The 14,678-nt window shown below is 59.2% G+C and carries 10 protein-coding genes; 7 read left to right on the forward strand and 3 right to left on the reverse strand.

Annotated features, from left to right (window positions below; translation table 11 throughout):
• Positions 1-138: 138 nt before the first annotated feature.
• A complete protein-coding gene (locus tag ACMYUN_RS23860; protein WP_129999689.1) occupies positions 139-318 on the reverse strand; it encodes a PA1571 family protein in 180 nt (59 codons plus the stop codon).
• 259 nt (positions 319-577) lie between these two features.
• Between ACMYUN_RS23860 and ACMYUN_RS23865 the strand changes: the two genes are divergently transcribed.
• Positions 578-2,350 (forward strand): ABC transporter transmembrane domain-containing protein, encoded by a 1,773-nt coding sequence (locus ACMYUN_RS23865; protein WP_310406625.1) that lies wholly within the window; start codon positions 578-580, stop codon positions 2,348-2,350.
• A gap of 91 nt (positions 2,351-2,441) precedes the next feature.
• Here the strand turns inward: ACMYUN_RS23865 and ACMYUN_RS23870 are convergent, their stop codons facing one another.
• Positions 2,442-4,370 (reverse strand): transglycosylase SLT domain-containing protein, encoded by a 1,929-nt coding sequence (locus ACMYUN_RS23870; protein WP_415761936.1) that lies wholly within the window; start codon positions 4,368-4,370, stop codon positions 2,442-2,444.
• Between the two features lie 215 nt (positions 4,371-4,585).
• Between ACMYUN_RS23870 and ACMYUN_RS23875 the strand changes: the two genes are divergently transcribed.
• Entirely contained in the window at positions 4,586-6,508 is a 1,923-nt protein-coding gene (locus ACMYUN_RS23875; protein WP_039760799.1) for an ATP-binding cassette domain-containing protein, read from the forward strand.
• A 190-nt stretch (positions 6,509-6,698) separates the two neighbouring features.
• Here ACMYUN_RS23875 and ACMYUN_RS23880 read toward each other — a convergent pair whose 3' ends face one another.
• Positions 6,699-7,136: a universal stress protein gene (locus ACMYUN_RS23880; protein WP_415761937.1), complete on the reverse strand. Its 438-nt coding sequence runs from the start codon at positions 7,134-7,136 to the stop codon at positions 6,699-6,701.
• Between the two features lie 103 nt (positions 7,137-7,239).
• On the opposite strand from ACMYUN_RS23880, the gene ACMYUN_RS23885 reads away from it, so the two are divergent.
• The 5 genes from ACMYUN_RS23885 (at position 7,240) to topA (ending at position 14,634) form a co-directional block, all read left to right on the forward strand.
• A complete protein-coding gene (locus tag ACMYUN_RS23885) occupies positions 7,240-7,677 on the forward strand; it encodes a hypothetical protein (protein ID WP_415761938.1) in 438 nt (145 codons plus the stop codon).
• Between the two features lie 526 nt (positions 7,678-8,203).
• Positions 8,204-10,351, forward strand: coding sequence for a fatty acid oxidation complex subunit alpha FadB (gene fadB, locus ACMYUN_RS23890; RefSeq protein ID WP_039760793.1), 2,148 nt, complete (start codon positions 8,204-8,206; stop codon positions 10,349-10,351).
• A gap of 29 nt (positions 10,352-10,380) precedes the next feature.
• Positions 10,381-11,556, forward strand: coding sequence for an acetyl-CoA C-acyltransferase FadA (fadA, locus tag ACMYUN_RS23895; RefSeq protein WP_016775495.1), 1,176 nt, complete (start codon positions 10,381-10,383; stop codon positions 11,554-11,556).
• A 93-nt stretch (positions 11,557-11,649) separates the two neighbouring features.
• Positions 11,650-11,886, forward strand: a complete 237-nt coding sequence (locus ACMYUN_RS23900) for a DUF1653 domain-containing protein (RefSeq protein ID WP_415761939.1) — start codon at positions 11,650-11,652, stop codon at positions 11,884-11,886.
• Between the two features lie 114 nt (positions 11,887-12,000).
• The gene (gene topA / locus ACMYUN_RS23905) at positions 12,001-14,634 is read left to right on the forward strand and encodes a type I DNA topoisomerase (RefSeq protein ID WP_129999684.1); all 2,634 of its coding nucleotides are present in this window, start codon (positions 12,001-12,003) and stop codon (positions 14,632-14,634) included.
• The last annotated feature ends 44 nt before the right edge of the window (positions 14,635-14,678 follow it).

Below are 14,678 nucleotides of genomic sequence, written 5' to 3' on the forward strand. Positions count from 1 at the left end.
CGAGGCTGCGATCTCTTGATCTTGCTTTTTGAAGATCAAAAGATCGCAGCCTTCGGCAGCTCCGACACGATACACAGCTAAATTACAGATACAAAAAACCCGGCCACTCAGGACCGGGTCAGGAAGACGGTGGCTATATCACTCTTGTTCGGCAGGCTTGACCAATCGCTTTTCCAGTTCGCGGCAGGCGTTCTGGATCATGTCTTCAGTGATCGGTACCTCGCGGCCCTGCTCATCGATAATCGAGCAACCCAGAGACTGGTCGGGTTGGGTGCGGATCACTTCAATCTTGTCTTCGCTGCTGTGTTGCAAGGACATGGCCTGTCTCCTCATCAGGTTGTGTGCCTAAGGTAAAACCGCCACGTGACCAGGCTGTGACAACTCCCTGCGGTCTGTCGGCGGGGCGGCATCTCTACTCAAACAGAAATGACGATTCGTCTCAACCGCAACCTTAGACCAATCGTTTCTAGCATCCGGACATCCCGGGCATATTTAACCTGACTCATTGTGATTTACAGAGTTCCACCCCATCTGAGTCTGTAGGCTGGCCCGATTCATCTGCGCAGACGTGAATTCCATGATCTCGATGCTTTCTTCCCGACACCGGCGCGCCCTGCGCCTGACCAGTCATTTTCTCCTGCCGTACCGCTGGCATGCTTTCGGCGCGCTGCTCGCGTTGATCGTCACAGCCGGCATTACGTTGTCGATGGGGCAGGGCATCAAGTTGCTGGTCGATCAGGGTTTCATGACCCGGTCGCCACATCTGCTCAATCAGTCCATCGGTATCTTCATGCTGCTGGTGCTCGGGTTGGCGCTGGGCACTTTTGCAAGGTTCTATCTTGTTTCATGGATTGGCGAGCGCGTGGTCGCCGACATTCGCCGGCAAGTGTTCAATCACTTGGTGTATCTGCATCCGGGCTTTTATGAGGACAACCGCAGCTCAGAAATCCAGTCGCGCCTGACCGCCGACACCACGCTTCTGCAGTCGGTGATCGGCTCGTCGCTGTCGCTGTTCCTGCGCAATCTGCTGATGGTCATCGGCGGTGTGGTGTTGCTCTTCATCACCAATCCCAAACTCACCAGCATTGTTGTGATTGCGTTACCGCTGGTGATCGCGCCGATCCTGATCTTCGGCCGCCGCGTGCGCAATCTGTCGCGCCAGAGCCAGGACCGCATCGCCGATATCGGCAGCTACGTATCGGAAACCCTTGGTCAGATCAAAACCGTGCAGGCCTACAACCATCAGGTACAGGACGAGCAGCGTTTCGCTTCGACCGTCGAGCAGGCGTTCGAAACGGCGCGTAAAAGGATCTTCCAGAGGGCGTGGTTGATCACTCTAGTGATCGTGCTCGTGCTGGGCGCGGTGGCGGTGATGTTGTGGGTCGGCGGCATGGATGTAATGGCGGGGCGGATATCGGCTGGGGAGCTGGCGGCATTCGTTTTCTATAGCCTGATTGTCGGCAGCGCGTTCGGCACGCTGAGCGAAGTGATCGGCGAACTGCAGCGTGCTGCGGGCGCAGCAGAACGCATCGCAGAATTACTGCGCTCGGAAAACATCATCCAGCCCCCGACGACGGGACTGGTAGCGTTGCCAGCCCGAGTCAAAGGTGAGCTTGAATTGCGCGACGTGCGCTTTTCCTACCCCTCGCGTCCGGAAAGCTACGCAGTCGATGGCTTGAATCTGGCGGTTAGAGCAGGCGAAACCCTGGCATTGGTGGGGCCGTCAGGCGCGGGCAAATCTACGGTCTACGACCTGTTGCTGCGCTTCTACGATCCGCGTGAGGGGCAGATTCTCCTCGATGGCGTGCCACTGACCAGTCTTGACCCGCTGGACCTGCGCCGCTGTTTCGCGCTGGTCTCGCAAACTCCTGCATTGTTTTTCGGCAGTGTGGAAGAGAACATTCGCTACGGCTGCCCGACGGCCACGCTCGCGCAGGTCAAGGAAGCTGCGCGAATTGCCCACGCCCATGACTTCATCGAACAAATGCCGGACGGCTATCAGACTCACCTCGGCGACGGCGGCCTCGGATTGTCCGGCGGTCAGCGCCAGCGTCTGGCCATCGCCCGCGCCTTGCTGGTGGACGCGCCGATCCTGCTGCTGGACGAAGCCACCAGTGCCCTCGACGCCCAGAGCGAGCATCTGATCCAGCAGGCCCTGCCAACGCTGATGGAAAACCGCACGACACTGGTGATTGCCCACAGGCTGGCCACGGTGAAGAACGCTGATCGAATTGCGGTGATGGATCAAGGCAAGCTGGTAGCGGTGGGGACACATCAGCAATTGATCGCCAGCAATCCGCTGTACGCGCGGCTGGCGGCGTTGCAGTTCAATGATGGTCAGCCTGATTAACCCATCCAGTAACCGACTGGGAATGATCCATAAAAAAATGCCCGTATCTCACAATACGGGCATTTTTCACTCTCATGCGGTCACTGCCTGCTCATTGATCATCAAAATACCGCTCATGCCAATCCACCAGCGGTTGGGGTGAGTTGAGCTTCTGGCCGTAGATCACCGAGTACGACAACACGTTCTGCACATACTGGCGGGTTTCGTCGAACGGGATGCTTTCCACCCAGACGTCGAAACTGAGGTGATCGGCGCCGCGCAGCCACTGACGCACGCGGCCGGGGCCGGCGTTGTAAGCGGCGGAGGCGAGCACGCGGTTACCGTTGAACTGGCTGTGCACCTGGCTGAGATAAGCGGCGCCGAGCTGGATGTTCTTGTCCGGATCGAGCACTTGCTGCGGCGAGGCCAGTGGAATGCTGAACTTGCGCGCGGTTTCCTTGGCGGTGCCGGGCATCAACTGCATCAGACCGCTGGCGCCGACGCCGGAGCGCGCGTCGTCCATGAAGGCACTTTCCTGCCGAGTGATGGCGAACACCCAGCTCGAATGCAGGCCGCGGACCTTGGCTTCACGCACGAGGGTATCGCGGTGCGCCATCGGGAAGCGGATATCCAGGTCGTCCCAGTATTGCGCCTGACTGATGGTGCGGATCGCCGGGAAGTACCATTTCAGGTCGTAGGCCAGTTTGGCCTGGGCGACCATTTCATCGCGGTTGAAATGACGGCTGACGTGATACCACTCGCGACGCCCGTCGACGATCTGCCCGCGTGCATGAAACTCCAGCGCGCGGCGCACGCCGGGGGTGTTACGGACCTTGTTGATCAGCGCCTGGCTGAGCACCAGCGGCTTGTTGTTCAGCGAGTAAGGCGATTGTGAACGGTCTGCGGCGAGGAAGCCGTAGAAGTCTCGTTCCCGCGCCAGATTCTTGTACAGGGTCAGCGCTTGCGGGTTTTGTGGCTGGGCCAGTTCCAGGCTGCGCGCCTGCCAGTAGCGCCAACGGTTGGTGGTGGCGAGGTCTTGCGGCAGGCGTTTGGTCAGCTCGTAGGCATCATTCCAGCGTGCCAGACGCAGCAGCAGGCGCAGGCGCCATTCCGAGACGGTGTTGTCGCGCAGTTCCGGATCGTATTTGGTCATTACGTCGAGCGCGCGGCTGTCGAAACGCCGGGCGAGGGTCAAGCCGATCTCGCGGGCGATCGCGACTTTTTCATCGCGAGAGAAATGCATGCTGCTGGCGTAACCGTCGAGCAGCGCCATGGCCTTGTCCGGGTCCTGCCGAGCGAGGCGGCGCAAGCCGAGGCTGACCACGTCGGACATCGGCTCGTCGGCCGGAGTGAAGCGCGACGGCTGGTTGAGCAGTTCGGGTTTCTGCGCCACGTCGACCAGCAAGCGACCGCGCGGGGCCAGGGTGGTCAGGCCGTTGATCAGGCTGTTGGCCAGCGGGTAGTTGCGCGCCTGTGCGGCAAGTTTGGTACGCTCCCAGCGTTTCTGCTCGGTGAGCTGGCCATCGGCGGCCCAGATGCCGAACAGGGCGTCACACGCAGCCGGTTGCGATTTGCCGGTCAGCCAGAGCTTTTCCGCGTTGGCATAGCCTTCGGCCTTCTTGTCATGGCTGATCTGGTACTGCGCGTTGAGGCAGTCCAGTTCGGTGAAATTCAGTTTCGGGTCGTAATACTTGGCGAAGGTCGCCCAGTCGCCGCGGTCGGCGAGCCAGCGCAACCAGCGCAGTTTCATCCAGTTGGCTTGCGGCAGGTCACCGTGTTCGGCGAGGAATTTCTCGATTTCCGCGTTGCTCGCGGTCTTCAGGCGCGCGGTCAGTTCGTCGTAAGCCAGATAGGGTTCCAGCGGATAATCGGCAAGCGCCTGGCTGTAGCGCAAATATGGGCCGGTATCACCTTTGGCCAAGGCGCGCTTGGCTTCATCGTAATACTGGCGTTGGGTGGAAAGGTCCACCGCCTGGACGGATTGAGCGGCAGTGGCGGTAAGAAACAAGCAGGACAAAACACTGAAAAGGCGACTGCGCATGAGACATCCGGGCAGAGAAAATCATGACAAGTGCCGATCGGGATCCGCACTGAATTGCCTGTAGCTTAGCCTTTTGCCAGCAAGCGGCGAAAGCTTTGCGCGCCTCGCTGCACAAGTTCGCAACAAATGTTGTGCAGAGTGCTTCGACAGACAAATTGCCGGCCTGCTGAAGCCTCAAGTCAGGTAGAATGCGCGCCCGGTTTTTGGAGAAGCTCATGACCCTGCTCAAATTCAGCGATGTGTCCCTTGCGTTCGGCGCTATGCCGTTGTTGGACAAGGTGTCCTGGCAGATCGCCCGTGGTGAGCGGGTGTGCATCATCGGCCGCAACGGCACTGGCAAGTCCAGCATGATGAAACTGGTCAAGGGCGACCAGAAGCCCGATGACGGTTCGGTGTGGCGTGCACCCGGTCTGAAAATCGGCGAATTGCCGCAAGAATTGCCAGTGGCCGACGACCGGACGGTATTCGACGTGGTGGCTGAGGGCCTCGACGGCGTAGGCGCGTTGCTCGCCGAATACCATCACCTGAGCCAGAACATCGTCACCGACGCTGATCTGGACAAGCTGATGCACGTTCAGCACGACCTCGAAGCCCGTGACGGCTGGCGCTTGCAGACGTTGGTCGACAGCACCCTGAGCCGCCTGCAATTGCCGGCCGACAAGACCCTCGCCGAGTTGTCCGGCGGCTGGCGTCGTCGCGTGCTGCTGGCGCAGGCGCTGGTGTCCGAACCGGATCTGCTGCTGCTCGACGAACCGACCAACCACCTGGACATCGGCGCGATTGCCTGGCTCGAAGAAGCGCTGAAGGATTTCCAGGGGGCCGTGTTGTTCATCACGCACGACCGTTCCTTCCTGCAAAACCTCGCCACGCGTATCCTCGAACTGGATCGCGGCGGCCTGATCGACTGGAACGGCGACTACGCCAGTTTCCTCGTGCACAAAGAAGCTGCGCTGGCCGCTGAAGAAACCGCCAACGCGCTGTTCGACAAGCGTCTTGCTCAGGAAGAAGTGTGGATCCGTCAGGGCATCAAGGCCCGGCGCACCCGTAACGAAGGTCGCGTGCGCGCCCTGAAAGCCCTGCGCGTTGAGCGCAGTGAGCGTCGCGAGCGTACCGGCAAAGCCAACATCCAGCTGGAAACCGCGGACAAGTCCGGCAAACAGGTGATGGTGCTGGAGAACGTCAGCTTCGCGCATCCGGGCGGGCCTTTCCTGATCAAGGATTTCTCAATGGTCCTGCAGCGCGGCGACCGTATCGGTCTGCTCGGCGCCAACGGTACCGGCAAGACCACACTGTTGAAGCTAATGCTCAGCGGTCTGCAACCGACCAGCGGCAAAGTGGAAGAGGGCACGCGCATCGACGTCGCCTACTTCGACCAATTGCGCCATCAGCTGGATCTGGAAAAAACCGTGATCGACAACGTCGCCGAAGGTCGCGACTTTATCGACATCGACGGGCAGAGCCGCCATGTGCTGAGCTATCTCGGCGACTTCCTGTTCAGCCCGCAGCGTGCACGCACGCCGGTCAAGGCGTTGTCCGGTGGCGAGCGTGCGCGTCTGTTGCTGGCGAAGCTGTTCAGCAAGCCGGCGAACCTGCTGGTACTCGACGAACCGACCAACGACCTGGACGTGGAAACCCTCGAGCTGCTCGAAGAGGTGCTGCTGACCTTCAACGGCACCGTGCTGATGGTCAGCCACGACCGGGCATTCCTCGATAACGTGGTGACCAGCACCCTGGTCTTCGAAGGTGAAGGCAAGGTTCGTGAATACGTCGGCGGTTATCAGGACTGGATCCGTCAGGGCGGCTCGCCGCGTCTGCTGGGCGTGACTGAAAGCAAGTCGGGCAAGGCTGACCTGAATTCGGCGGTGGTTACCGCTGAGCCGGCTCCGGTGGCTGCGCCTGCGGCTGCTGCTCCGGTTGCCAAGAAGAAACTGAGCTACAAGCTGCAGCGCGAGCTGGAAGCCTTGCCGGGCGACATCGACGCCAAGGAGCAGCAGATCGCCGCGGTTGAAGCGGAAATGGCTGAAGCCGGTTTCTACCAGCGTCCGCCGGCGGAAACGGCCAAAGTGATTGCTTCGCTGGAGCAATTGCAGGCCGAGCTGGATGCGTTGGTGGAGCGTTGGGCCGAGCTGGATGCCTGATTGCTCCTGAGGTAAAAAGCCCGGCGCTCAGTAATGAGCGCCGGGCTTTTCATATGTCATGCGATCTACAGGCGGGAGCACGTCACCTGTGGGAGCGAGCCTGCTCGCGAAAGCGGTGTGTCAGGCAGCCTCATATTGAATGTGCCGACGTATTCGCGAGCAGGCTCGCTTCCACAAAGTGCAAGACAGATCAGCGTTTGACCAGGTGCACCGCCAGTACATCGCATGGCGCACCGTGCAGCACATCATTCGCGGTCGAGCCGAGCAGCAGTGCCAGGCCATGACGGCCATGGCTACCGACGACGATCAGATCGCATTGCTGTTCCTTGGCGAAATGATGGATTTCCTGGCGGGGCTGGCCGTAGGTCAGATGGCAATCGGCGTCTTTGAACTCGGGGTATTTCAATTTGAGTTTTTCAAGGCGTTCCTTGGCCTGATCGAACTGCTGTTGTTGCAGTTGTGACAGGTCCATTGGCACGTCGCCACCGAAGGCCATGGCCATTGGTTCAACGATATGCACCAGCGACAACTTGGCAGCGTTGCTCGCCGACAGCTCACGCGCGCGGTGGATCACAGGGTCGCACTCTTCGGTCAGATCTACGGCGACCAGTATGTGGTGGTAGGGCATGAGGTGCTCCTCCTGAGGGTTCGATATTGGTAAGTATGGCTGGTTTCAAGCGCATTGGTTCGCAAGTGACACAATGGGCTCATCAAAAATCGGGAGTACAGATATGACGGTCTGGCTGGTGGTGTCAATCCTGCTGGTAGTTTTAAGTCCACTGGCATGGTTGCGCCCATCGCGCGCGCAGAGCGGGCGCATGGCGCTGCGCATGGAGGCGCGACGCATCGGCCTGGCCATGCAACTGGCGCCGCAGGAGTGGCCGCACTGGCTGCTGCCGGAGCCGCCGAATCCCTGCGCCCAGTACCACCGGCCCCGGCGTGGCAGCCAGCCGGCATGCTGGACCTATTGGCAGAAAACTCCGGGCGTGTGGGTCAATCAATGGCAGGAAGTCTGCGATGACCGGGCGCTCCTTGATTATTTCGAAAAATTGCCGGGCAATGTTTTCAAGATCGAAGCGGACAAGCAGATGATCGCCTTGTACTGGGGTGAGAAGGGCGAGGCGACGGTTCTGCAGGATATCGACGCGACGCTGAAAGCGCTGGCGTGAGACGGCGATTTTTCTCACTGCAACGGTGTAGAACGTCCGGCAGACGCCCAATAAAAAGCCCGACATGATTCGTCGGGCGGGTTGGCCAGGCAGGCCGGTAATCTTTTTTTGCGGCAGGCGCTTTGATCGCCCCGGCAAATTTCCTCGCAGTCCACCCAGCGTAGCCTTCTGAACAGGGCTCGGCGGAAATTAGGGCGACTTTTCTAACTATTGATTCTATGAATGGCTCAACATCGAGACGGGTGTTGCTGCTCATCCTGGTGCAGAAATGACTGCAAAGTCGCATTTCAGCCCGAATTTAGGGCGATTGACAATTGTCAGAAATTCCGTGAAGGTGACGTACCCGAATCAAACGGGCGTATGAATTGAGCGTTTGTCTTACAGACTGCTCCTACAGAATCCCGACTATCGCGTTGGCGGGTGTGCCAGGCGGACGGTGTCAGCATCGACGAACAAAGCGTCCTTCTGAGCCATATGCCTGCGTCCGACGTGTACTGTTCAGCTTCCATATCGTGGAGATCAGTTGATGATTTACGAAGGTAAAGCCATCACGGTTAAAGCTCTTGAAAGTGGCATCGTCGAATTGAAATTCGACCTCAAGGGTGAGTCCGTCAACAAGTTCAACCGTCTAACCCTGAACGAATTGCGTCAGGCTGTAGACACCATCAAGGCAGATGCTTCGATCAAGGGCGTGATCGTCAGCAGCGGCAAGGACGTATTCATCGTCGGCGCCGACATCACCGAATTTGTCGACAACTTCAAGCTGCCGGATGCCGAGCTGGTTGCTGGCAATCTCGAAGCCAACAAGATCTTCAGCGATTTCGAAGACCTCAACGTGCCAACCGTCGCGGCCATCAACGGCATCGCCCTCGGTGGCGGTCTGGAAATGTGCCTGGCGGCCGACTATCGCGTCATGTCCACCAAGGCCAAGATCGGTCTGCCGGAAGTCAAACTGGGCATCTACCCAGGCTTCGGCGGCACCGTACGTCTGCCACGCTTGATCGGTGTTGATAATGCCATCGAGTGGATTGCCGCCGGTAAGGAAAACCGTCCTGAAGACGCGCTGAAAGTCAGCGCCGTCGACGCAGTGGTTGCTCCCGAGAAACTGCAGGAAGCTGCCCTCGAGTTGATCAAGCGCGCCATCTCCGGCGAGTTCGATTACAAGGCCAAGCGTCAGCCGAAACTTGAAAAACTCAAGTTGAACGCCATTGAGCAGATGATGGCTTTCGAAACCGCCAAAGGGTTTGTAGCTGGCCAGGCTGGGCCGAACTACCCGGCGCCGGTTGAAGCGATCAAGACCATCCAGAAAGCCGCGAACTTCGGTCGCGACAAAGCTCTGGAAGTGGAAGCTGCAGGCTTCGTCAAACTGGCCAAGACCTCTGCTGCGCAGAGCCTGATCGGCCTGTTCCTGAACGATCAGGAACTGAAGAAAAAGGCCAAGGCCTACGACGAAATCGCCAAAGACGTGAAGCAGGCTGCCGTACTGGGCGCCGGCATCATGGGCGGCGGTATCGCCTATCAGTCGGCTTCCAAAGGTACGCCGATCCTGATGAAGGACATCAACGAACACGGTATCGAGCAGGGTCTGGCCGAAGCCGCCAAGCTGCTGGTTGGCCGCGTTGATAAAGGCCGCATGACCGCAGCGAAAATGGCGGAAGTGCTCAACGGCATTCGTCCGACCCTGTCCTACGGCGACTTCGGTCACGTCGATCTGGTGGTCGAAGCTGTCGTCGAGAACCCGAAGGTCAAGCAAGCCGTACTGGCTGAAGTTGAAGGCCAGGTCAAAGAGGACACTATCCTCGCGTCCAACACCTCGACTATTTCCATCAGCCTGCTGGCCAAGGCCCTCAAGCGTCCGGAAAACTTTGTCGGCATGCACTTCTTCAACCCGGTGCACATGATGCCGCTGGTGGAAGTGATCCGTGGCGAGAAGTCCAGCGAACTGGCCATCGCCACCACCGTCGCCTATGCGAAGAAAATGGGCAAGAACCCGATTGTCGTCAATGACTGCCCGGGCTTCCTGGTCAACCGCGTGCTGTTCCCGTACTTCGGCGGTTTCGCCAAACTGGTCAGCGCCGGTGTCGACTTCGTCCGCATCGACAAAGTCATGGAAAAATTCGGCTGGCCGATGGGGCCTGCGTACCTGATGGACGTGGTCGGCATCGACACCGGTCACCACGGTCGTGACGTGATGGCTGAAGGTTTCCCGGACCGCATGAAGGATGATCGTCGCTCGGCCATCGACGTGCTGTACGAAGCCAAGCGCCTGGGCCAGAAGAACGGCAAAGGCTTCTACGCCTACGAGGCCGACAAGAAAGGCAAGCAGAAGAAAGTCGCCGATCCGTCGGTACTCGAAGTGCTCAAGCCGATCGTTTACGAGCAGCGCGAAGTCACTGACGAAGACATCATCAACTGGATGATGATCCCGCTGTGCCTGGAAACCGTGCGTTGCCTGGAAGACGGCATCGTTGAAACCGCCGCCGAAGCCGACATGGGTCTGGTTTACGGTATCGGTTTCCCTCCATTCCGTGGCGGTGCGCTGCGCTACATCGATTCCATCGGTGTCGCCGAGTTCGTTGCCCTGGCTGACCAGTACGCTGATTTGGGCGCGCTGTACCACCCGACCGCGAAGCTGCGCGAAATGGCCAAAAACGGCCAGAGCTTCTTCGGTTAAGCGCCCCCAACTAGAGTGAGAGTGAACTTATGAGCTTGAATCCTAGAGACGTCGTGATTGTCGACTTCGGTCGTACTCCGATGGGCCGCTCCAAGGGCGGCATGCACCGCAACACCCGCGCCGAAGACATGTCGGCGCACCTGATAAGCAAACTGCTGGAACGCAACAGCAAGGTCGACCCGGCGGAAGTCGAGGACGTGATCTGGGGCTGCGTCAACCAGACCCTGGAGCAGGGCTGGAACATCGCACGCATGGCGTCGCTGATGACCCAGATTCCGCACACGTCGGCCGGCCAGACCGTCAGCCGCCTGTGTGGCTCGTCGATGAGCGCGCTGCACACCGCTGCGCAAGCGATCATGACCGGCAACGGTGACGTGTTCGTGGTCGGCGGCGTCGAGCACATGGGCCACGTGAGCATGATGCACGGTGTCGATCCGAACCCGCACATGTCGCTGTACGCGGCGAAAGCCTCGGGCATGATGGGCCTGACCGCTGAAATGCTCGGCAAGATGCACGGCATCACCCGCGAGCAACAGGATGCCTTTGGCGTGCGTTCCCACCAGTTGGCTCACAAGGCAACCGTGGAAGGCAAGTTCAAAGACGAAATCATCCCGATGCAGGGTTACGACGAGAACGGTTTCCTGAAACTGTACGACTACGACGAAACCATTCGTCCGGAAACCACCCTGGAAAGTCTGGCGGCGCTCAAGCCGGCATTCAATCCGAAGGGCGGCACCGTGACTGCCGGTACTTCGTCGCAGATCACTGACGGTGCTTCGTGCATGATCGTGATGTCGGCGCAGCGTGCACAGGACCTGGGTATCCAGCCTATGGCAGTGATCCGTTCGATGGCAGTGGCGGGTGTGGACCCGGCGATCATGGGCTATGGTCCAGTGCCGGCGACACAAAAAGCCCTGAAGCGTGCGGGCCTTGGCATCAACGATATCGACTTCTTCGAGCTCAACGAAGCTTTCGCCGCACAGGCCTTGCCAGTGCTGAAAGATCTGAAAGTGCTCGACAAGATGAACGAGAAGGTTAACCTGCACGGCGGTGCGATCGCCCTGGGTCACCCGTTCGGTTGCTCCGGTGCACGTATTTCCGGCACCCTGTTGAACGTGATGAAGCAGAATAGCGGCACCTTCGGGGTGGCCACTATGTGCATTGGTCTCGGCCAAGGCATCTCCACCGTCTTCGAACGCGTTTAAGCGTCTCGTCGATGGAAGCCGGGGCCCAGTGCCCCGGTTTTTGTTTTTGGGTTTTTTATTTATTTTTGAAAAGATTTCAGTGAGGGCCGAAGCATGCCGATACAACCTGGGCTCTACCAACATTACAAAGGTCCGCAATACCGTGTATTCAGTGTTGCGCGGCATTCCGAAACCGAAGAAGAAGTGGTCTTTTACCAAGCCCTGTATGGCGATTACGGCTTTTGGGTGCGCCCTTTGAGCATGTTCGTCGAGTCGGTCGAGGTTGACGGCGAGCAGGTGCCGCGCTTTGCTTTGGTGCAAGCCGAACCGAGCGTTTTCGACAAGGTTTGAGGCGGCTGCGCAGACAACCCTGCGCTTGACCTCACCTTGTATCAACTATATATAGCGGTGCCGCGTCAGGCGCCAACCGCCTTTCACTTCTAGAATTCAGGAATTTTCTGATCCATGGGCAAATCGCTGGTCATTGTGGAATCCCCGGCTAAGGCCAAGACCATCAACAAGTATCTGGGTAACCAATACGTGGTGAAGTCGAGTATCGGCCATATCCGAGACCTGCCCACCAGCGGTTCGGCTAGCGCCAGCAAAGAGCCAGCCGCCAAGCGCGGCAAGGCTGCTGCGGGCGAAGGTCCGGTGCTCTCGCCGAAAGACAAAGCGCGCAAGCAGCTGGTCTCGCGTATGGGCGTCGATCCCGAACACGGCTGGAAGGCCAAGTACGAGATCCTTCCCGGCAAAGAGAAAGTCATTGAAGAGCTACGCCGGCTCGCCAAGGATGCTGACACCATCTATCTCGCAACCGACTTGGATCGCGAGGGGGAAGCCATTGCCTGGCACCTGCGCGAAGCCATCGGTGGTGACGACAGCCGCTACAAGCGCGTGGTGTTCAACGAAATCACCAAGAAGGCGATTCAGGAAGCCTTCTCCGAGCCGGGCGAGCTGGACATTGATCGTGTCAACGCCCAGCAGGCGCGTCGCTTCCTCGATCGCGTGGTTGGATACATGGTGTCGCCGTTGCTGTGGGCCAAAATCGCCCGCGGCCTGTCTGCCGGTCGCGTGCAATCGGTTGCCGTGAAGCTGGTGGTCGAGCGTGAGCGAGAAATCCGTGCGTTCATTCCGGAAGAATACTGGGAAGTGCACGCTGATCTCGGCACTGCCAAAGGCTCGACCGTGCGTTTCGAAGTGGCTCGCGAAAAAGGCGAAGCCTTCAAGCCGCTGAACGAAGCCCAGGCCATGGCCGCGCTGGAGAAGCTCAAGTCTTCCAGCTACAGCATCGTCAAGCGCGAAGACAAGCCGACCAGCAGCAAGCCGTCGGCGCCGTTCATTACGTCGACCTTGCAGCAGGCTGCGAGCAACCGCCTCGGTTTCGGTGTGAAGAAAACCATGATGATGGCCCAGCGTCTGTACGAAGCCGGCTACATCACTTACATGCGTACCGACTCGACCAATCTCTCGGCCGACGCCGTGGCGATGGCGCGCACGTACATCGAAGACGAATTCGGCAAGAAGTACCTGCCGGAAACGCCGAACGTCTACAGCAGCAAGGAAGGCGCGCAAGAGGCTCACGAAGCGATTCGTCCGTCCGACGCCAATACCACGCCGAGCAAGCTGGCGGGCATGGAGCGTGATGCCGAGCGTCTGTACGAGCTGATCTGGCGCCAGTTCCTCGCCTGCCAGATGCTGCCGGCGCAATACCTGTCGACCACCGTCAGCGTCGGCGCTGGCGACTTCGAGCTGCGCGCGAAGGGCCGTATCCTCAAGTTCGACGGTTACACCCGCGTGATGCCGCAGATTGCCAAGCCTGGCGACGATGACGTGCTGCCGGACATGGCCCAGGGCGACGTGATGAAGCTGATCAAGCTCGATCCGTCGCAACACTTTACCAAGCCACCGGCGCGTTACTCCGAAGCCAGCCTGGTCAAGGAAATGGAAAAACGTGGCATCGGTCGTCCCTCGACTTACGCAGCGATCATTTCGACCATTCAGGATCGCGGTTATGTGACCCTGCACAACCGTCGTTTCTACTCGGAAAAGATGGGTGACATCGTCACCGAACGTCTGTCCGAGAGCTTCTCCAACCTCATGGACTACGGCTTCACCGCCGGCATGGAAGAGAACCTCGATGACGTGGCGCAGGGCGAGCGCGACTGGAAAAACGTGCTGGACGAGTTCTACGGCGACTTCAAGAAGAAGCTCGAAGTAGCGGAAAATCCTGACAGCGGCATGCGCGCCAACCAGCCGGTCATGACCGACATTCCGTGCACCACCTGCGGTCGTCCGATGCAGATTCGTACCGCCTCGACTGGCGTGTTCCTCGGCTGCTCGGGCTACAGCCTGCCGCCGAAAGAGCGTTGCAAGGCCACGGTCAACCTGGTGCCGGGCGATGAAATCGCCGCGGACGACGAGGGTGAGTCGGAATCGCTGGTACTGCGTGGCAAGCATCGCTGCCCGATCTGCAGCACGGCGATGGACGCCTACCTGCTGGACGAAAAGCGCAAGTTGCACATCTGCGGCAACAACCCGGACTGTGCCGGCTACGAAATTGAAGAGGGCAGCTATCGCATCAAGGGCTATGAAGGTCCGAGTCTGGAATGCGACAAGTGCGGCAGCGAAATGCAGCTCAAGACCGGCCGTTTCGGCAAGTTCTTCGGTTGCACCAACCCGGAGTGCAAAAACACCCGTAAGCTGCTGAAGAGCGGTGATGCGGCGCCGCCGAAGATGGACCCGGTGAAGATGCCCGAGCTGAAATGCGAAAAGGTCAACGACACCTACATCCTGCGTGACGGTGCCTCCGGTCTGTTTCTCGCGGCCAGCCAATTCCCGAAAAACCGCGAGACCCGTGCCCCGCTGGTGATCGAGATTCTGCCGCACAAGGACGAGATCGATCCGAAGTACCACTTCTTGTGCGAAGCTCCGCAGAAGGATCCCGACGGTCTGCCAGCGGTTATCCGCTACAGCCGCAAGACCAAGGAGCAATACGTGCAGACCGAAGTCGACGGCAAGCCTACGGGTTGGAAGGCGTATTACGACGGTGGCAAGTGGACAGTTGAAGACAAGCGCAGCGCAAAGGCGAAGGCTGAGTAAGCGTTAGTCTGAACAGCGAAAAGGCCGCATGAAACCTTCGGGAT

The organism is Pseudomonas sp. CP4, from assembly GCF_047758505.1.
Taxonomy (GTDB): Bacteria; Pseudomonadota; Gammaproteobacteria; order Pseudomonadales; family Pseudomonadaceae; genus Aquipseudomonas; species Aquipseudomonas fluorescens_AO.

Bases quoted from the DNA above. Each gene is read 5' to 3' on its own strand.
- ACMYUN_RS23860 (WP_129999689.1), bottom strand. From the start codon at position 318: ATGTCCTTGCAACACAGCAGCGAAGACAAGATTGAAGTGATCCGCACC.
- ACMYUN_RS23865 (WP_310406625.1), top strand. From the start codon at position 578: ATGATCTCGATGCTTTCTTCCCGACACCGGCGCGCCCTGCGCCTGACC.
- ACMYUN_RS23870 (WP_415761936.1), bottom strand. From the start codon at position 4,370: ATGCGCAGTCGCCTTTTCAGTGTTTTGTCCTGCTTGTTTCTTACCGCC.
- ACMYUN_RS23875 (WP_039760799.1), top strand. From the start codon at position 4,586: ATGACCCTGCTCAAATTCAGCGATGTGTCCCTTGCGTTCGGCGCTATG.
- ACMYUN_RS23880 (WP_415761937.1), bottom strand. From the start codon at position 7,136: ATGCCCTACCACCACATACTGGTCGCCGTAGATCTGACCGAAGAGTGC.
- ACMYUN_RS23885 (WP_415761938.1), top strand. From the start codon at position 7,240: ATGACGGTCTGGCTGGTGGTGTCAATCCTGCTGGTAGTTTTAAGTCCA.
- fadB (WP_039760793.1), top strand. From the start codon at position 8,204: ATGATTTACGAAGGTAAAGCCATCACGGTTAAAGCTCTTGAAAGTGGC.
- fadA (WP_016775495.1), top strand. From the start codon at position 10,381: ATGAGCTTGAATCCTAGAGACGTCGTGATTGTCGACTTCGGTCGTACT.
- ACMYUN_RS23900 (WP_415761939.1), top strand. From the start codon at position 11,650: ATGCCGATACAACCTGGGCTCTACCAACATTACAAAGGTCCGCAATAC.
- topA (WP_129999684.1), top strand. From the start codon at position 12,001: ATGGGCAAATCGCTGGTCATTGTGGAATCCCCGGCTAAGGCCAAGACC.